This window comes from Streptomyces tanashiensis (assembly GCF_014648895.1).
Taxonomy (GTDB): domain Bacteria; phylum Actinomycetota; class Actinomycetes; order Streptomycetales; family Streptomycetaceae; genus Streptomyces; species Streptomyces tanashiensis.
Genome location: NZ_BMRZ01000001.1, coordinates 607,104 through 624,203 on the forward strand (window position 1 = coordinate 607,104; position 17,100 = coordinate 624,203).

General features: G+C 71.9%; 19 protein-coding genes. 9 read left to right on the forward strand and 10 right to left on the reverse strand.

Annotated features, from left to right (window positions below; all coding sequences use genetic code 11):
* Window positions 1–147 precede the first annotated feature (147 nt).
* The 5 genes from IE237_RS02700 to IE237_RS02720 are packed head-to-tail and all read left to right on the forward strand — an operon-like array spanning window position 148 to window position 5,589.
* Window positions 148–1,284: a hypothetical protein gene (locus IE237_RS02700; RefSeq protein ID WP_189800149.1), complete on the forward strand. Its 1,137-nt coding sequence runs from the start codon at window positions 148–150 to the stop codon at window positions 1,282–1,284.
* Window positions 1,281–2,495, forward strand: a complete 1,215-nt coding sequence (locus IE237_RS02705) for a toxic anion resistance protein (RefSeq protein ID WP_189800150.1) — start codon at window positions 1,281–1,283, stop codon at window positions 2,493–2,495. Before IE237_RS02700 ends, IE237_RS02705 begins: the two co-directional genes overlap by 4 nt.
* Window positions 2,492–4,060 carry a substrate-binding and vWA domain-containing protein gene (locus IE237_RS02710; protein WP_189800151.1) on the forward strand — a complete coding sequence of 523 codons (1,569 nt, stop codon included), beginning with the start codon at window positions 2,492–2,494 and terminating at the stop codon, window positions 4,058–4,060. Before IE237_RS02705 ends, IE237_RS02710 begins: the two co-directional genes overlap by 4 nt.
* The gene (locus IE237_RS02715) at window positions 4,047–4,637 is read left to right on the forward strand and encodes a hypothetical protein (RefSeq protein WP_189800152.1); all 591 of its coding nucleotides are present in this window, start codon (window positions 4,047–4,049) and stop codon (window positions 4,635–4,637) included. Before IE237_RS02710 ends, IE237_RS02715 begins: the two co-directional genes overlap by 14 nt.
* A 34-nt stretch (window positions 4,638–4,671) precedes the next feature.
* A complete protein-coding gene (locus tag IE237_RS02720) occupies window positions 4,672–5,589 on the forward strand; it encodes a poly-gamma-glutamate hydrolase family protein (RefSeq protein ID WP_189800153.1) in 918 nt (305 codons plus the stop codon).
* A gap of 122 nt (window positions 5,590–5,711) precedes the next feature.
* Here IE237_RS02720 and IE237_RS02725 read toward each other — a convergent pair whose 3' ends face one another.
* Entirely contained in the window at window positions 5,712–7,529 is a 1,818-nt protein-coding gene (locus tag IE237_RS02725; protein ID WP_189800154.1) for a phosphoenolpyruvate carboxykinase (GTP), read from the reverse strand.
* Between the two features lie 198 nt (window positions 7,530–7,727).
* On the opposite strand from IE237_RS02725, the gene trhA reads away from it, so the two are divergent.
* The gene (gene trhA / locus IE237_RS02730) at window positions 7,728–8,414 is read left to right on the forward strand and encodes a PAQR family membrane homeostasis protein TrhA (protein WP_189800155.1); all 687 of its coding nucleotides are present in this window, start codon (window positions 7,728–7,730) and stop codon (window positions 8,412–8,414) included.
* Window positions 8,415–8,432: 18 nt separating this feature from the next.
* Window positions 8,433–9,035: an acyl-CoA-like ligand-binding transcription factor gene (locus IE237_RS02735; RefSeq protein WP_229842204.1), complete on the forward strand. Its 603-nt coding sequence runs from the start codon at window positions 8,433–8,435 to the stop codon at window positions 9,033–9,035.
* A 25-nt stretch (window positions 9,036–9,060) separates the two neighbouring features.
* On the opposite strand, the gene IE237_RS02740 is transcribed toward IE237_RS02735, so the two are convergent.
* The 3 genes from IE237_RS02740 to IE237_RS02750 are packed head-to-tail and all read right to left on the reverse strand — an operon-like array spanning window position 9,061 to window position 11,267.
* Window positions 9,061–10,095, reverse strand: coding sequence for a glycoside hydrolase family 26 protein (locus IE237_RS02740; protein ID WP_189800157.1), 1,035 nt, complete (start codon window positions 10,093–10,095; stop codon window positions 9,061–9,063).
* A 1-nt stretch (window position 10,096) separates the two neighbouring features.
* Entirely contained in the window at window positions 10,097–10,744 is a 648-nt protein-coding gene (locus IE237_RS02745) for a vitamin K epoxide reductase family protein (protein ID WP_189800158.1), read from the reverse strand.
* Window positions 10,745–10,763: 19 nt separating this feature from the next.
* On the reverse strand, window positions 10,764–11,267 hold the full coding sequence (locus IE237_RS02750; RefSeq protein WP_229842207.1) for a DUF5949 family protein: 504 nt from the start codon (window positions 11,265–11,267) through the stop codon (window positions 10,764–10,766).
* Between the two features lie 150 nt (window positions 11,268–11,417).
* Between IE237_RS02750 and IE237_RS02755 the strand changes: the two genes are divergently transcribed.
* Entirely contained in the window at window positions 11,418–11,828 is a 411-nt protein-coding gene (locus IE237_RS02755; protein WP_189800159.1) for a tyrosinase family oxidase copper chaperone, read from the forward strand.
* Entirely contained in the window at window positions 11,812–12,678 is an 867-nt protein-coding gene (locus IE237_RS02760) for a tyrosinase family protein (RefSeq protein WP_189800160.1), read from the forward strand. Before IE237_RS02755 ends, IE237_RS02760 begins: the two co-directional genes overlap by 17 nt.
* A 62-nt stretch (window positions 12,679–12,740) precedes the next feature.
* Here IE237_RS02760 and IE237_RS02765 read toward each other — a convergent pair whose 3' ends face one another.
* From IE237_RS02765 to IE237_RS02790, 6 genes are all read right to left on the reverse strand, one after another.
* Entirely contained in the window at window positions 12,741–13,019 is a 279-nt protein-coding gene (locus IE237_RS02765; RefSeq protein WP_041130985.1) for a chaplin, read from the reverse strand.
* Between the two features lie 300 nt (window positions 13,020–13,319).
* The gene (locus IE237_RS02770; protein ID WP_189800161.1) at window positions 13,320–13,832 is read right to left on the reverse strand and encodes a hypothetical protein; all 513 of its coding nucleotides are present in this window, start codon (window positions 13,830–13,832) and stop codon (window positions 13,320–13,322) included.
* Window positions 13,833–13,949: 117 nt separating this feature from the next.
* A complete protein-coding gene (locus IE237_RS02775) occupies window positions 13,950–14,816 on the reverse strand; it encodes a hypothetical protein (protein ID WP_189800162.1) in 867 nt (288 codons plus the stop codon).
* A gap of 234 nt (window positions 14,817–15,050) precedes the next feature.
* The gene (locus IE237_RS02780) at window positions 15,051–15,332 is read right to left on the reverse strand and encodes a hypothetical protein (RefSeq protein WP_189800163.1); all 282 of its coding nucleotides are present in this window, start codon (window positions 15,330–15,332) and stop codon (window positions 15,051–15,053) included.
* 224 nt (window positions 15,333–15,556) lie between these two features.
* Window positions 15,557–16,393 carry a hypothetical protein gene (locus IE237_RS02785; protein ID WP_189800164.1) on the reverse strand — a complete coding sequence of 279 codons (837 nt, stop codon included), beginning with the start codon at window positions 16,391–16,393 and terminating at the stop codon, window positions 15,557–15,559.
* Between the two features lie 274 nt (window positions 16,394–16,667).
* On the reverse strand, window positions 16,668–16,907 hold the full coding sequence (locus tag IE237_RS02790; protein WP_189800165.1) for a chaplin: 240 nt from the start codon (window positions 16,905–16,907) through the stop codon (window positions 16,668–16,670).
* Between the last annotated feature and the right edge of the window lie 193 nt (window positions 16,908–17,100).

Genomic DNA, 17,100 nt, shown 5'->3' on the forward strand with positions numbered 1-17,100 from the left:
CCCCGGTCCGCGCGGCACGAACCGCGCGGACCGGGCGCCACCCAACGCCCGCGCGAAGACGCGAACCCCGGGGATACGGCGGTCGCCGCTCCGGTTCGGTACCGGGATCGCTCCTTCACCCCCCGTACATCCGACTCCCCCTGGAATGTGGGTTTCCGCGAGCACGCTGCCCGCGTGAGACGCATCCTGGGAATCGTCCTGGCCGTCCTGCTCCTCGGCGGCGTGGCCGCCGTCCTCGTGACGGGCGGCGACAAGGACACAGGCACGGCAACGAAGACCGTGCGAGGAGTCATCGGATCGGAGAAGGCCGAGTTCTTCGCCGATCCGCAGGTGGTGAAGGCGCTGGCCGCCAAGGGCTTCACCGTGGGCACCGAGACCTCCGGGTCCTGGGACATGGAGGAACGGCCCCTCGACGGCTACGACTTCGTCTTCCCGTCCTCCAAGGGACCGGCCGACGAACTGCGCGCCAAGGCGCAGGCGGCGTCGAAGGACAAGGCCCTGCCGGCCCCGCTGCGGCCCTTCTACTCGCCGCTGGTCGTCGTCGCCCACAGCGCCGCCGCCCAGATCCTCGCCGGCAACGGCCTGGCGACCCTCGGCCCGCGCGGGACGAGCGGCACCCTGAAGATGGACGCCTACCTCGCGGCGGCCCGCGCCGACCGGACCTGGCAGCAGCTCAAGGGCTCCGCCGGACACACCGAGCTGAGCGGCACCCTCTTCATCACCTCCACCGACCCGGTCGCCTCCAGCTCCGGCGCCCTCTACCTCGCCGCCGCGAGCTACGTCGCCGACGGCGGACGGGTCGCCGGGGACAAGGCGGCCGTCACCCGCACGGCACCGCTGCTGCGCAAGCTGGTCCAGGTGCAGGGCGCCCAGCAGTCCGGATCGGACGCGCCCTTCCGGGACTTCGTCAGCGGCGTCGGCAACCCGCTCGTCCTCGTGTACGAGTCGCAGGTCGCCTCCCAGCTGCTCGCCGGACGGCCCATGGGCGACCTCGTCGTCCTCTACCCGGACACCACGGTCAACAGCGACCACACCCTCGTACCGCTCACCGAGAACGGCCGGGCGCTCGGCGAGCTCCTCTCCACCGACCCCGAGCTGCGCAAGCTCGCGGTCCGCCACGGCTTCCGCCCGCAGGGCGCGGCGAGCGAGTTCACCGCCGCCACCGACGGCCACACCGCCTACCTCAACCAGACGCTGACCGGAGTCCGCCAGGCGCCCGTGCCCACCAGCAAGGTGCTGCACGAGATGGCGCTGCGGGCCCGCGACCAGGGGGACACCGCATGACCACGCCCGAGGATCCGAGAAGAACGATGGCCCTGACTCCGCCCGAGCACGACACCCCGCTCGTCCTCACCCCGCCCGAGCCCGTGCCCGCAGTCCGCGCCGAGCAGGCCTCCGGCCTGGTGCCGCTGGACGAGTCCGTCCGCACGGAGATGTCCCGCCGGGCCGTCGAGTACGTCGGCTCGCTGTCCGGACTCGACCCGCGCTCCCCCGAGTTCGCCGGCCGCGTCGACGAGATCGCGTCGCTCGGCGCGGGCGAGATGCGCACCGCGGCGCAGCAGTCGAACCGGATGCTGGACCGCACGGTCCGCTCGCTCGGCCAGGGCGGCGGCGACGCGCAGACCCGGGTCGGCTCCTCCCTCGTCGAACTCCGTCGCACGGTCGAGGACCTGGACCCCCGGGACAGCCCCGCCAAGGGTTTCAAGGGCCTCCTCTCGAAGCTCCCCGGCGGCAACAAGCTGCGCGACCACGTCGCGAAGTACGCCTCCTCTCAGGCCACCCTCAACCGGATCGTCGGCGCGCTGCGCAGTGGCCGGGACGAACTGAGCCGCGACAACGCCGCGTTGCAGACGGAGCGGGCCCGGCTGTGGGAGACCATGGGCAAGCTCCAGGAGTACGCGGTGCTCACCGACGCCCTCGACGCGGCCGTGGAGGAGCGCATCGCGCTCACCCCGGACCCGGCCCAGGCGGACACCCTCCGCGCCGACCTCCTCTTCCCGGTCCGGCAGAAGCACCAGGACCTGCTGACCCAGCTCGCCGTCTGCGCCCAGGGATACCTGGCGATGGACGTGGTCCGGCGGAACAACGACGAGCTGATCAAGGGCGTGGACCGGGCGGCGACGACGACCGTGTCGGCGCTGCGGATCGCGGTGATGCTCGCCTCGGCCCTGGAGAACCAGCGGAAGGTCACCGAGCAGGTGACCGTGCTGCGCTCGACGACGGAGGACATCATCCGGCGCAACGCCGACATGCTGGAGGACCAGGCCGGGCAGATCCAGGTCCTGGCGGCGAACCCGGCGGTGGGCGCGGAGACGCTCCGGACCGCCTTCCAGCAGATCTACCGGACGCTCGACGCCATCGACACGTACAAGGCGCGGGCGACGGAGTCCATGGCCGCCACGGTCGAGTCGCTGACCGCCGAACTCCAGGAGGCGAGCGCCCACCTGGAGCGCAGCCGCCGCACCGGCTCCCCGGAGGGTGGCGGCCTCGCATGAGAACCCGCGCCTGGGCCCGCACGGCCTCCGCCCTCGCCCTCGCCCTCCTCGCCACCGCCTGCTCCGGCGGCGGCGGTGACGACCGTCCCGTGGACCACGGCACGGAGTTCGAGGCGGGCACCCTCCGGGTCCTCGCCTCCTCCGAGCTGGCCGACATGGGCCCGATCCTCGACGAGGCCGCCAAGGCGACCGGGATCACCGTCCGCCCCACGTACGCGGGCACCCTGGACGCCGTCGAGCGCATCGCGTCCGGCGAGGCGGACAAGGCGTACGACGCGGTCTGGCTCTCCTCCAACGACTACCTCCGGCTCCGCCCGGACACGGCGAAGAAGATCACCAACGAGACGCCGGTCATGACCTCGCCGGTGGCCCTCGGAGTGCGGCCCGCCACCGTCGCCCGGCTCGGCTGGGACCCGGCCAAGGTGACCTGGTCGCAGCTGCACCGGGCGGTCGCCGACGGAAAGCTGACGTACGGCATGACGGACCCGAAGCGCTCCAACTCCGGCTTCTCCGCGCTCGTCTCGGTGGCCTCCGGGCTCTCCGGCGCCCAGTCCGCGCTGACCGAGCAGGACGTCACCCGGGCCACCCCGCGCCTGAAGGAGTTCTTCACGGGCCAGAAGCTGACCTCGGGCTCCTCCGGCTGGCTCGCCACGGCCTACGCCCGCCGCACCGACGTCGACGCGCTCGTGAACTACGAGTCCGTGCTGCTGTCCGCGCCCGGGAAGCTGACGGTGATCCGGCCGTCCGACGGGGTCGTGACCGCCGACTACCCGCTGACCCTGCTCACCTCGGCCCGCCCCGAGGCGAAGGAGGCGGCGGGCCGGCTCACCACCTGGCTGCGCACCCCGGACGCCCAGCGGCGGATCACCGAGACGACCCTGCGCCGCCCGGTGGTCGCCGGGGTCCGTCCGGCCTCGGCGCTCGCCCGGGACCCGCGCCGCGAGCTGCCCTTCCCCGGCAGCCGGGCCGTCGCCGACGGTCTCCTCGACGCGTACGACAACACCCTGCGCAGGCCTTCCCGCACGGTGTACGTGCTCGACACCTCGGGCTCGATGGGCGGCGAGCGGCTCGAACGGCTGAAGTCGGCGCTCGCCGAGCTGACCGGCGACTTCCGGGACCGGGAGGAGGTGACCCTGATGCCCTTCGGCTCCTCGGTGAAGCAGGACGAGGTCCGTACGCACACGGTCGACCCGGCCTCGCCGAAGGTGGCGCTCGACGCGATCCGCGCGGACGCCCGGAAGCTCTCGGCCTCGGGGGGCACGGCGATCTACTCCAGTCTCCAGGAGGCGTACGCGTTCCTGGGCAGGGCCCCCGACGACACCTTCACCTCGGTCGTGCTGATGACGGACGGGGAGAACACCGACGGCGACCCGGCGGCCGCCTTCGACACCTTCTACCGCTCCCTTCCGGCCGAGCAGCAGCGCACACCGGTCTTCCCGATCCTCTTCGGGGACTCCGACCGGGGCGAGCTGGACCACCTCGCGAGCCTGACCGGCGGCAAGCTCTTCGACGCCACCCGGGGTTCGCTCGACGGCGCATTCGAGGAGATCCGTGGGTACCAGTAGCCGCCTGCTCGGGTACGCCGAGTCCCGCAAGAACCTCACCGGCAGCGTCTGCGGGCTGGCCGGTGTCGGGATCGCCCTCACCGGCGCGGCGGGCGGGCTCTGGCCGCTGGTGGTCGCGGGCCTGTACGCGGCGGGGGCGCTGATCGCCCCGCCCGAGCGCCCCGACACCCCGCACTTCCCGGACGCCGGCGAACAACTCGACGCGCTGCGGGCCGATTTCGAGACCCTGCGCGCGTATCTGACCGAGGTGGACCTGCCGCCCGCCGTCCGTGCCCGGCTGACCGAGCTCGCCACCCTCGTGGAGGCCCTGCTCGAACCGGGCTGGGTGAGCGACCCGGACCACCTCCACGTCCTCGGCCGCGCGGTCCGCCAGGACGTCCCGGAGGCCGTCGACACCTTCGTACGGACACGGTGGTGGTCGCGGTTCACTCCGGGGGCCGAGCCTCCGGAGACCCATCTCGAACGCCAACTGACCGCGCTCCACGAGGAGACGACGGCGATCGCGGCGGCCCTCCGGGACGCGGAGGCGATCCGTCAGGAGACCCACACGCGCTATGTCGAGGAGAGGGGAAACTGAGCGGCGGCGCACCAAGATCAACTATGTTCGGTGCATGACATTCCCACAGCGTCCCGCGTCCCGCCGCACCGTCCTCACGGCCTTCGCCGCCGCCGCCACGGCGGGCGCCCCGGTCCTCGGCCAGCTCGCCGCCGCGGCCCCGGCCGCCGCCGCGGCGGACCCGGGCGAGTACCCCTCGAACACCGCGCTGTACAGCGACCCGAAGCGTGTCGAGGGCACCGCCTACGGCCGTCGCTACAGGATTCACCAGAAGATCGACCCCGACCTCGACGCGAAGTCCGCGTTCCCGCGCACCGCGATCCTCGCCCTGCACGGCGGCGGCATCGAGATCGGCACGAGCGAACTCGCCCTGGGCATCGCCGGCTACGACCCGGCCGACGTCACGGAGATCTCCAAGCCGATCCTGTCGACCACGTACGACTACTTCCTGTTCGAGGGCCTGCTCCCCATAGGCAACAAGGATCTGCACGTCACGTCGAGGAACTGCGACGACCACGTGGCCCTGTCGCTGGCCGCGAGCCACCTCAACGTGCTGTCGCTGCACGGCTGCAAGTACGAGCAGCTGGGCATGCCGGAGCCGGCGATCTGGCCGCCGACCGGCGACCCGCGCCTCGCCGTCGTCGGCGGTCTCAACGAAGACTTCCGCGCGGCGCTGGTCCACGAGATCGGCAACGCGGGCTTCCCGGTGGTCGACGCCTTCGACTCCCGGTACGCCACCCGCCTCCAGGACTTCAACGGCAGCCACGTCACCAACCCGTGCAACCTCACGATGCTCCGCAAGGGCGCCCAGATCGAGATGACGACGGAGCTCCGCCAGAGCCTCTTCGGCGACTCCAGCTCCCGCTCGAAGCGCGCGTCGACCTGGGACGAGTCGAACGGCCAGTTCGAGGCGTTCCGTGACGCCTGCCGTCGCGCGATCGCGACCGTCGAGGCCGCGCAGCCGATCCTCTAGGGGACATGCGCCGGCCCCCGGAGCCTGAGGGGGCTCCGGGGGCCGGTTGCGTCGTGATGGACCGTCGTGACCCCACTGGTCAGGGCGGTGTTTCGGGGCAGCCCACCACGAGTCTCGGGGGACTAGCCCAGGCGCTCGACCAGGGCGTTGTACTCGTCCCACAGTTCCTTCGGCGTGTGGTCGCCGAAGGTGTTCAGGTGGTCGGGGACGAGGGCGGCCTCTTCGCGCCACACGTCACGGTCGACCTTGAGGAGGAACTCCAGGTCCTCGGCCGGCAGGTCCAGGCCCTCGGTGTCCAGGGACTCCGCGGTCGGCAGGATGCCGATCGGGGTCTCGACGCCCTCGGCCTTGCCGTCGAGGCGCTCGACGATCCACTTCAGGACGCGGCTGTTCTCGCCGAAGCCGGGCCAGACGAACTTGCCGGCGTCGTTCTTGCGGAACCAGTTCACGTAGTAGATCTTCGGCAGCTTCGCCTGGTCGGCGTCCGCGCCCACCTTGACCCAGTGGGCCATGTAGTCGCCCATGTTGTAGCCGCAGAACGGCAGCATGGCGAAGGGGTCGCGGCGCAGCTCGCCGACCTTGCCCTCGGCGGCGGCGGTCTTCTCGGAGGCGACGTTCGCACCGAGGAAGACGCCGTGGTTCCAGTCGAAGGACTCGGTGACCAGCGGGACGGCGGAGGCGCGGCGGCCACCGAAGAGGATCGCGGAGATCGGGACACCCTTGGTGTCCTCCCACTCCGGGGCGATCGTCGGGCACTGTCCGGCCGGGACGGTGAAGCGGGCGTTCGGGTGGGCGGCCGGGGTCTCGGACTCCGGCGTCCAGTCGTTGCCCTTCCAGTCCGTGAGGTGGGCCGGGGCCTCCTCGGTCATGCCCTCCCACCACACGTCGCCGTCGTCGGTGAGCGCGACGTTGGTGAAGACGGAGTTGCCCCAGAGGGTCTTCATGGCGTTGGCGTTGGTGTGCTCGCCGGTGCCGGGCGCGACGCCGAAGAAGCCGGCCTCGGGGTTGATCGCGTAGAGGCGGCCGTCCTCGCCGAAGCGCATCCAGGCGATGTCGTCGCCGATGGTCTCGACCGTCCAGCCGGAGATCGTGGGCTCCAGCATGGCCAGGTTGGTCTTGCCACAGGCGGACGGGAACGCGGCGGCGACGTACTTCGCCTCACCCTGCGGCGGGGTGAGCTTGAGGATCAGCATGTGCTCGGCGAGCCAGCCCTCGTCACGGGCCATGACGGAGGCGATGCGGAGCGCGTAGCACTTCTTGCCGAGCAGGGCGTTGCCGCCGTAGCCCGAGCCGTACGACCAGATCTCGCGGCTCTCGGGGAAGTGCGAGATGTACTTGGTGGTGTTGCAGGGCCACGGCACGTCCTCCTGGCCCTCCTCCAGGGGAGCGCCGAGGGTGTGGACGGCCTTGACGAAGAAGCCGTCGGTGCCGAGCTCGTCGAGGACGGCCTGTCCCATGCGGGTCATGGTGCGCATCGAGACGGCGACGTACGCGGAGTCCGTGATCTCGACGCCGATGGCGGAGAGCGGGGAGCCGACCGGGCCCATGCAGAAGGGCACGACGTACATGGTGCGGCCGCGCATGGAGCCGCGGAAGATGCCCTTCTCGCCCGCGAAGATCTCCTTCATCTCCGCCGGGGCCTTCCAGTGGTTGGTCGGGCCCGCGTCCTCCTCCTTCTCGGAGCAGATGAAGGTCCGGTCCTCGACGCGCGCGACGTCGGAGGGGTCGGAGGCGGCGTAGTACGAGTTCGGGCGCTTCACCGGGTCGAGCTTCTTGAAGGTCCCCTTGGCGACGAGCTCCTCGCACAGGCGCTCGTACTCGGCCTCGGATCCGTCGCACCAGACGATGTTGTCCGGCTGGGTGATCTCGGCGATCTCGTTCACCCAGGAGACGAGCTCCTGGTGCTGGGTGGGAAGGGGAGCCGCGTTGTCGCGCGCCACGATTGCTCCTTGTTGAGGGGTGTATTCCGCTGTATGCCCCGTGGGGGCTGCGACCCGGATGCGTCGTAGCTGCTCATCCGGTGCCGACCGCACTCATTTGATCATCCGACGGATTCGCCCATATGTCCAGGGGGGTGCACACGTGAGCATCGCCACTCATGTCCGGTACCTACGGGTGCGTAGCTAGGATTCGTTTCCATGACTGCAGCCACGCCGGAAGTGACCCCGACCGAGCGCTCCCTGCCGCTCCCGACGAAGCCCCGGCTCAGAGGATGGCTGCACGCGGGCATGTTCCCCGCCGTGATCGTCGCGGGCCTCACCCTCGTCGCCCTCTCGGACTCGCCCCGCGCCCGCATCGCCTGCGGGATCTACGTCCTCACCGCCTGCCTGCTCTTCGGCATCAGCGCGCTCTACCACCGCGGCAACTGGGGCCCGCGCGGCGAGGCCGTGCTCCGGCGCCTCGACCACGCCAACATCTTCCTGATCATCGCGGGCACCTACACCCCGCTCACCCTGCTGCTGCTCCCCGACTCCACGGCGAAGCCGCTCATGTGGGCGGTCTGGGCCGCGGCCGCCGCCGGCATCGCCTTCCGCGTCTTCTGGGTCGGCGCCCCTCGCTGGCTGTACACGCCCTGCTACATCGCCATGGGCTGGGCCGCCGTCTTCTTCCTGCCCGACTTCATGCGCGCGGGCGGCATCGCCGTCCTCGTCCTCGTCATCGTCGGCGGACTGCTCTACAGCGCGGGCGGCGTCATCTACGGCATCAAGCGCCCGAACCCCTCCCCCCGCTGGTTCGGCTTCCACGAGGTCTTCCACTCGCTGACCCTCGCCGCCTTCATCGTCCACTACGTCGGCATCTCCCTGGTGGCGTACCAGCACGCCTGACCAGGGACAATGAAGGTCATGAACGACCGCCCCAGCCTCCGCGAGCGCAAGAAGGCGAAGACCCGCGCGGCGATCCGGAAGGCCACCTACCGGCTCGCCGCCGAGCAGGGCTGGGACGCCACCACCACGGAACGCATCGCCGCGGCCGCCGAGGTGTCCCCCTCCACCGTCGTGCGCTACTTCCCGGTCCGCGAGGACATCCTCCTCACCGACGAGAACGACGCGGTCCTCGAAGCCCGGCTGCGCGCCCGCCCCGCCGGCGAGGAACCCCTCGAATCGCTCCGGGCGGTCGTCCTGGAAGCCGTCCGCACCGCCCTCGACGAGGAGCCCGAGGAGACCCGGCTGCGCGCCCGCCTCATGGTGGAGATCCCCGCCGTGCGCGCCCGGCTCACCGAGACCACCGCCGCGACCGGCCGCCGCCTCGCCCGCGCGATCGCCGACCGCACGGGCCGGGACGCGGACGGCCTGGAGGTACGGATCTTCACGGCGGCGGTCCTCGGCGCGCTGCGCGAGGCGACCGTCCACTGGGCCGAGCACGGCCGCACCGACGACCTCGTCGCCCTCCTGGACCGGACGGTCGACACCCTCAAGAACGGCCTGATTCCCTCACGGCCGGCCTGACGCCCCCACGGCCGGCCCCGCTCCCTCACGGCCGGCCCGGCGCTCCCAGCGCACCCCGGACGATCCGCGCCGACTCCGGATTGTCGGCGCACCCCCACACGCCGTGCGGGCAGTAGTCGGTGACGGTCTGGTAGACGGGCCGGTACACCGCGAACCAGTCCAGCATCCCCCGCACGTAGACCGGGTTGTCCCCGTTCCTGAAGAGCCCCCACTCCGGGTACGACACGGGCTTGCCGTGCGCCGCCGCGAAGCGCACATGGTGCGCGAGACCGTACGCCTCGCCCACCTGCTCCTCGAAGGAGAGCCCGGCCGGCTGGTCGTAGGCGTCCATCCCGATGATGTCGACGACGTCGTCGCCGGGGTAGCAGAGCGGCCAGGCGATCGCGTCGAGCCCCCGGCTCGGGGTGAAGTCGAAGCGGAACCGCTGCCCGGGGACCTCCCGCAGCACTCCCACCACCCGCCGCCAGTACGCCTTCCAGGCCGTCGGGTCCGGGCCGCAGCGATGGCTGTACGTGGTGCCGTTCATCTCCCAGCCGAGCACCAGGACCGCGTCGCCGAGCCCGTGCTCCACGAGCCGCTCCCCCAGCGTCCTGAAGTGCCCGTCGTACGCGCCGCCGGCGCCCTGCCGCAGCCCCGCCCGCACCTGGGCGTCCGGCAGCCCGGCCTCGTTCCGGTCGAGCAGCGGCACGTTCAGCACGAAGAGGCGCCCCGGCCGCTCGGCCTTCCAGCGCGCCCAGGGCCCGAAGAGCGCCGGATGCCCCTCGATGTTGGACCAGCGGTCGCCCGGCAGATAGGTGTGCCCGACGGTCAGGGAGTCCCCGCCCAGCCAGGCCTGCACCTGCGCGATCCGGCGCACCCCGGCCTCGTCGGATCCGGTGAAGAACCCGGACGGGACTCCGGGCAGCGGCCGCGGCTCGGGCGCGGTCCGCGCCCCGGTGTGCCGGCCGCCGGGCGCGATCCGGTCGGGCACGAGGAGGAGGACGACGACGGCCGCGAGCAGCACGGTCAGTGCGGCCCGCGGCCAGGTGAAGCGGGAGAGCCGGGAGGGGGGTCGGCTCACGTCAGCTCGTCCAGAAGTCCCACCACCGGGTCAGGATCAGCATCCCGATGATCCCGATGTGCAGGACGGGCAGGGCGAAGGTGAACTCGCCGAGGAAGGTCCGCAGCCCCGCCGGCGCGGGCAGGACGCCCTCCCGGACGTTGTGCGCGGTGACGTACCAGAACATGACGATGGTCGCGACCCAGGCCAGGCAGCACCACAGGCAGAGCGAGTTGATCTCGTACAGCGACTGGTACATCAACCAGGTGCAGAAGCCGACCCCGAAGAGCATCCCGGCATCGAGGCCGAGCCAGAACCAGGCCCGGTAGCGGGCCCCGGCGAGCAGCCCGGCACCGGCGGCGGCGACGACGGCGTAGGTGACGAGCCCGAGCATCGGGTTCGGGAAGCCGAACACCGCCGCCTGCTCGCTCTTCATGATGTTGCCGCAGGACACGACCGGGTTCAGGCTGCACCCGGGCTGGAACCCGGGGTCCTCCAGGAGCAGGAACTTGTCGATCGTGATCACCCAGCCGGCGAGCACGCCCGCCGCACCGGTGACGAGCAGCAGCCAGCCGAGGGCCCGGCTCGCGCCGATCGCCCCGCCGGTCTCCCGCGCGGTCTCCTCCTGCCGCTGACCCGGCACCCCGCCCCGTGCGTTCACCGTCGCCATGACGCGGCCCCCTTCCCGCTCAGCCCTGGATGCGGCGGACCGGCAGCAGGACGTGGGCGCTGTCGGCGAGCATCTCCTCGTCCGAGACGAAGGCCCGCAGCCGCGCCTCGTCGACGGGCTGTCCGGGCACACCCTCGGACCAGGGCCGCACGGAGCAGATGAAGTAGACCTTGCCCTGCTCACGGGCGGCGGCCTGCCACTCGTCCGGCACCGGGCACTGCACCTTCAGGAAGGGCAGCGTGAGCACGGCCGAACCCGCCTCGACGAGGAGGGAGGCGTTGATCCCGGCGTCCTTCTCCAGGTCGAAGAGCCGGTCGCCGACCGAGAGGCCCATCGACTCCAGGGCCGCGCGCATCGCCTGCTGCCCGGCCTCCGGCCCGTCCCGGCCGTCGCCGAGCGAATACGCCATCAGGAAGGGCGTCCCCGCCGAGTCGGCGGAGGGCTCGCTGGACCACGGAATCACCGTGAGAGTTCCCAGCGGAGAGGCGCTGCGCGCCGAGGAGACGACGTTGGAAGTGGTCATGAATCCGGATGCTAATGCTCCAACCACCCTTTCCCCGCGCCGAATTCACTCGAACGGCCGACATTCACGCCGCTGGCATATCCGCCGCAACGAACCCGGGTTTTCATCGTTGTGCCCTGAGGGCATAAGCCGACCACCAGGAGATCACTGATGATCGTCCCGCGCCGCGTCGCACTGCGGTCCCTGTTCGCCCTGGCCGTCACCGCCTTCACGGGTGGTGCGCTCGGCCGTGTCGCGACCCGCCCGGACCGACCGGGATCGGAGGGGGCGCGCGATCCGCACGCCTTCGACGAGATGTACCGGGGCCACCGGCTCCTGGGCTTCTCCGGCCCCGGGGGCGGGCCGACGGCCCTCGTCGACGGCCGTCCGCTGCATCTGATGCGCTGCGCCGACGGCGGCTGGGTCAGCCCGATCGACCACTACGAGTCCTGCCCGACGCCCCTGGCGGCCACCCGCGCGGCCGTGGACGAGCTGGGCACGGCCCGGCTCTCCCCGCTCGCGGGCGCCCACGGCGTCCCCACCGACCCGACGGGAGGGAGCCCGCGTGGTGTACACGCGTAAGAACCAGCGCGATCTGACCGGCGCCGAGCGCCGCAAGTTCGTCGCCGCCGTCCTGGAGCTCAAGCGCACCGGCGCGTACGACCGCTTCGTCCGCACCCACATCGACCACTACACGGCCGACGGCGAGGGCCGGCTGCGGATCGCCCACATGACGCCGAGCTTCCTGCCCTGGCACCGCAAGTTCCTGCTGGACTTCGAGACGGCCCTGCGCCGGATCGACCCGACGGTCTCCGTCCCGTACTGGGACTGGACCCGGGACAATTCTCCGGCCTCCTCGATCTGGCGCGAGGACTTCATGGGCGGCAACGGCCGGCGGGCCGACCTCCAGGTGATGACGGGCCCCTTCGCGCACGCCACCGGGCGGTGGACGATCACCCAGTCGATGACCGACATCCGGTATCTGACCAGGGACTTCGGCCGCCCCCGGGACCCGATCACACTTCCCACCCCGGCCCAGCTCGACGCGGTGATGCGCGAGCGGGTGTACGACGCGGCACCCTGGAACTCGACGAGCGCCACCGGTTTCCGCAACGCCCTGGAGGGCTGGGCGCCGGGCCGGGGCAACGAGCGCTTCCGGATCCACAACCGGGTGCACCGCTGGGTCGGCGGCCTCATGCTCGGCGGCGGCTCCGTGAACGACCCGGTCTTCTGGCTGCACCACTCCTTCGTCGACCTGATCTGGTCGCGCTGGCAGCAGCGGAACCCCGGGGCCGCCTATCTGCCGGCGGAACCGCCGCCCCTGGGGGACGCGCAGTACCGCAAGGTCGCCGCCCGGCACGAGCCGATGGCGCCCTGGGGCGTGACCCCCGCCTCGATGTTCGACCACAGCCGGATCTACCGGTACGCCTGAGCCCACAGACGGATGTCCCCCCGGCCGGCGGCCGGGGGGACATCCGTGGGGAGCGAGGGGGATCAGCCGCCGTAGCCGCCGTCACCGTGCCCGTGGCCGCCGTCGGCGTTGATGCAGGTGTTGCCGAACGCCGGGTTCAGCAGACCGATGACGTTGACGGTGTTGCCGCAGAGGTTGACCGGGACGTGGACCGGGACCTGGACGACGTTGCCGGAGGCGACACCGGGCGAGTGGGCGGCGACGGCCTCGGCGCCCGAGTCGGCGACGGCGAGGCCGGCTCCGCTGAGGGCAACGGCACCCGTGCCGGCGAGAACAGCGGCAGCCTTCGCGATGCGAGACATCAACAACTCCTTGGACGTGGAAAGCGACCGCAGGAATCACGGCCGTCACTCCCGTTCAACGCCGATCTCCGGACCGGGTCACGGCCTTTGGGCCGAACGGGAAGGGGAAAAACGAAAAAGATGGCCCGCGGCCCGAATGCCGTCCGCCGCCGGATACGACGGGACGCCTTCGGTCCGCGGGCCGCGGCCATGCGACAAGCCTTCTCTTGCAACGACCGACAACCCTTGGGGTGGCGGGGAAGAATCGTGTCTTCACCCGCCTGGTCACCGGTCGTACTAATGAACGGGGACGCGGATGCGTCAGCCGGCGTCCGGCGCCAGACCCAGCTGGGGGTCGAGGGCTCCGCTGAGCACCGGGGTGAGCAGGCCGACCTGAGGCTTCGCCAGGTCCGGCAGCCCGGCGAGGCCGTTGCCGCTCGGGGCCTCCACCGGATTGCCGACGACGGCGCCGGGGGTGGCCGCCTTCATCTCCGAGTGCGGGCTGCTGAGCAGGGCGCGGCCTGGCTCGCTGCCCTTGAGGACCTCGGGCAGCGGCGCGTCGACGACGGTCTCCGGCAGGGTGCCGGTGAGCGGGACGCTGGGCAGGGCGACGTCCGGGAGCGCGCCGAGGCCCTTCTGGAAGCCGGTGGGTGCGCCGGGCATCGGGACGGGAACGCCGGTCGCCACGGTCGGCGCGTCCATCGGCAGCACCGGCTCCAGGCCCTGGAGCGGGAGGATCACCGGCGCCTCGACGGCGGCGGCGGGGGAGGCCAGGGCGGCGGAGGCGAGTGCGGTCATGAGGAGTCCCATGCCCGCGTGAGAACGCAGAGTCATACGAGGAGAACGAGCCCCTCGGCCGAAACGTCGCGGGACTAACCCGTGTGCAGCAACGCGCAGGGCCCTCACCGGTGAAGGCGAGGGCCCTGGTTGACGCGGTGCCGGCCTGGGGGATCAGTGCCGGCGGGCGATACGTCCGCCGCGGAGGTAGACGACGGCGCCACCGATGATCAGCGCGGCGCTGACCGCGGCCGCGCCCATGAGGGCGGCCTCGCTGCCGGTCTCGGGGAGCTGCGGGTGACCGGGGTGACCGGGCGTCGTCGGCGGCTGCGAGGGCTCGCACTCCTCGCCGTAACCGGACTCCTCGCACTCACCGGGCCCGCCGGGGTGGCCCGGCGGGGTGGTGTGGGTGGGAGGGGTCGTGGTCGGCGGGTTCGAGGGCTCGCACTCCTCGCCGTAACCGGACTCCTCGCACTCACCGGGCCCACCGGGGTGGGTCGGCGGAGTGGTGTGGGTGGGAGGGGTCGTGTGGGGAGGCCGCGTGGTCGGAGGGGTCGTGTGCGGAGGCCTCGTGGTCGGCGGGGTCGTGTGCGGAGGCCTCGTGGTCGGCGGAGTGGTGGTCGGAGGCGTCGTGGTCGGCGGAGTGGTGGTCGGGGGGTGCGTGGGCGGGTGCGTCGGGGGATGGGTCGGCGGGTGCGTCGGGGGATGCGTGGGCGGGTGCGTCGGCGGGTGCGTCGGGGGGTGGGTCGGCGGATGCGTGGGAGGCTCCGTCGGCTCACCGGGCTCCTCGCCGTAGCCGCCGGGGCCCTCCGCGTGGTCGCAGAGGTCGCCGACGGCTTCCGCGACGTAGCCCCCGAGCTCCATGCTCTTGCCGCAGACGTCCGCGGGCAGCGGGGCCTGGACATGGCCGGCCGCGCCGGAACCGGGCCCGTCGCCCGCACCGGGGTGGGCGTTCGCGGCCAGGGCGAAGCCGCCGCTCAGCGACAGGATGCCGGTCGCTGCCGCCGCGGTGAGTACTTTCCTGCTGATGATGGACCGCATACCGCTCTTCCTCTGGAGAAAGGGAGAGACCGGCGAGGATCCCCCCTCGCTCCGACCGGCCTGATCCGCAACGACGATTCATGTGGGATCGGCCAGAGGGTATGGGTCGGCGCCCGGCGCACGACCGGGGCCACACGGCAGCTGATCAGAAAATCATTCGATCAGCCGACCGTGAGGAACGGCGACGTCAGAGGCGCCGTAAGTGCCCGTGGGAACAGTGATGCTGAGGTGGCGTCAGCCGCCCAGCGGGAGGCCGCCGGGGACCGGGAGCCCGCCGAGCAGCGGGGCGCCCTTGGTGGCGGTGTTCAGCTGGTCCGCCGCCTTCGTGACGGTCTGGACCGGGGAGCCGTCCGTGGTGCTGCTCAGCATGTCGCTCTTCAGCCCGTTGGCGGCGATCGCTTCGAGGCCACCGTTCAGGCTGGTGGGGGTCAGCGCCTCCGCGGCCATGGCGGGCGCGGCAGCACCCATGGCCATCAGCGAACCGGCGACAACCGCGGCGACCTTGGTGGGCTTCATGGAGTGAATCCTTCCTCTGTGCGTTCAAGTCACGTTCCGTACAGGGTTCTTGGCCGAATCCTGTACATCGTTCTGCTTCTGTAACGAGGAGTGAGCGCCCCGGAAACTCCGGGAGGAAGGATTTCTCGGTACTGCACCCGATCGATGCGGGCCGGTGCTATTTGCCGATCGCACACGGCCGTACCGGCCCGGCGGAGGCCGGACCGGTACGGGTGCGCGGGGCGCTACCGGACGGGCAGCGGGGGCTTGACCGGCAGCTCGGGCGCGTCAACGGGGAGCTCCGGCGGGTCGGCGGGCAGCTCGGGCGCGGTGACCGGGAGCGCCGGGAGCGTGGGCAGCCCGGCCAGGTCGGGCGCGGGCAGCCCGCTGCCGAGCACGGTGGCGACGACCAGGTTGACCAGCGAGGTCAGCGTCGAGGTGACCTGCGGGACGACTCCGCCGGCATCGCCGGAGGTGACGGCGGCGAGCAGGGCGGCGACCGCCTTCTCGACGCTCGCGAGGGCGTCGTCCACGACGTCCGCCGGGGCAGCGGCCTTCGCACCGGCCGCGACGGGCAGGGCCACGGGCGGGGTCACCGGGAGGCCCGCGGCCGGGGGCGTGACCGGAAGGTCCGCGGCCGGAGGCGTGACCGGAAGGTCCGCGGCCGGAGGCGTGACCGGAAGGTCCGCCGCCGGGGGGTTCACCGGGGTCGCGGGGGCCGGGGTGTCCGGGAGGGGGGCCGGGGTGTCCGGGAGGGGGGCCGGGGCGGTGGCCTTCGCCTCGTCGACCGCCGCGTCGATCCTGGCCTCGAGGGCGGCGGCATCGGCGGCGGGGAGTTGGCCGGCGTCGGCCTCGAGCGCGGCCGTGACGAGTTCGGTCACGGGGGTGGTCACCGAGCCGAGCTCGCCGAGCGCTTCGGCCTGGGCCAGCAGGGCGGCGGCGTTCGGGAGGGGCGCGCGTGCGGCCCGGTCGGCCGCGGGGGACGGGTGGTGCTCGTCGGCGAAGGCGGGTCCCGCCGTGCCGAGGGTGATGGCGGCGGATATCGCCAGGGCGGTGAGACGGCGTATGGCCTGGGGACGCATATGTGTTCCTTTTCCTTATGCGTCGGACAACTGCTCTCCCACGGTGCCTGCGGATATAGCCCTCCGCAACCGCGGAACTACTGAGCGCCACGTCTCCGTTCGAGTGAATCCACCCTCGCGGACTGCCCCTCGAAGGGGCGTACGCCGTTGCACCGAACGGCGCACGAGGGTGCGTCCGAACGAGTACCGAACCAGTGCCGGCAAGGAAAAAGCCGGTGCGCCCACCCCCGGGGTGGGCGCACCGGCTTCGGAAGGACCGATCAGGCGTGCCAGATCAGGCGTTGACGCAGGTGTTGCCGAAGGCCGGGTTCAGCGCGCCGATGACGCTGACGGTGTTGCCGCAGAGGTTGACCGGGATGTGGACCGGGACCTGGACGACGTTGCCGGAGGCGACACCGGGGGACTTCACGGCCGCAGCCTCGGCTCCGGCGTCGGCGGCGGCGGCACCGGCGGCACCGGCGACGGCGGCGGCGGCACCCACGGACAGGACAACGGCCTTGGCGATACGGGACATGGGGAGGTGCTCCTCGATCGAATTCATCCAACTCGGACTGCGCGGACTGTTCGGCCCGGCTCCCTCAACAACGCCCCGCGTTTTCATCGGTTGCTCTCCCGAACGGGTGACGTTCAACCGATCTTTGGGCCATAGGAGGGCCATTCGAGGGACTGGGCGTGGAATGGCGCAACACGCTCAACGAGGAACCGGC

Coding starts and splice junctions, on each gene's coding strand:
- IE237_RS02705 (WP_189800150.1), top strand. CDS start 1,281: ATGACCACGCCCGAGGATCCGAGAAGAACGATGGCCCTGACTCCGCCC.
- IE237_RS02710 (WP_189800151.1), top strand. CDS start 2,492: ATGAGAACCCGCGCCTGGGCCCGCACGGCCTCCGCCCTCGCCCTCGCC.
- IE237_RS02720 (WP_189800153.1), top strand. CDS start 4,672: ATGACATTCCCACAGCGTCCCGCGTCCCGCCGCACCGTCCTCACGGCC.
- trhA (WP_189800155.1), top strand. CDS start 7,728: ATGACTGCAGCCACGCCGGAAGTGACCCCGACCGAGCGCTCCCTGCCG.
- IE237_RS02735 (WP_229842204.1), top strand. CDS start 8,433: ATGAACGACCGCCCCAGCCTCCGCGAGCGCAAGAAGGCGAAGACCCGC.
- IE237_RS02745 (WP_189800158.1), bottom strand. CDS start 10,744: ATGGCGACGGTGAACGCACGGGGCGGGGTGCCGGGTCAGCGGCAGGAG.
- IE237_RS02750 (WP_229842207.1), bottom strand. CDS start 11,267: ATGACCACTTCCAACGTCGTCTCCTCGGCGCGCAGCGCCTCTCCGCTG.
- IE237_RS02755 (WP_189800159.1), top strand. CDS start 11,418: ATGATCGTCCCGCGCCGCGTCGCACTGCGGTCCCTGTTCGCCCTGGCC.
- IE237_RS02765 (WP_041130985.1), bottom strand. CDS start 13,019: ATGTCTCGCATCGCGAAGGCTGCCGCTGTTCTCGCCGGCACGGGTGCC.
- IE237_RS02770 (WP_189800161.1), bottom strand. CDS start 13,832: ATGACTCTGCGTTCTCACGCGGGCATGGGACTCCTCATGACCGCACTC.
- IE237_RS02775 (WP_189800162.1), bottom strand. CDS start 14,816: ATGCGGTCCATCATCAGCAGGAAAGTACTCACCGCGGCGGCAGCGACC.
- IE237_RS02780 (WP_189800163.1), bottom strand. CDS start 15,332: ATGAAGCCCACCAAGGTCGCCGCGGTTGTCGCCGGTTCGCTGATGGCC.
- IE237_RS02785 (WP_189800164.1), bottom strand. CDS start 16,393: ATGCGTCCCCAGGCCATACGCCGTCTCACCGCCCTGGCGATATCCGCC.
- IE237_RS02790 (WP_189800165.1), bottom strand. CDS start 16,907: ATGTCCCGTATCGCCAAGGCCGTTGTCCTGTCCGTGGGTGCCGCCGCC.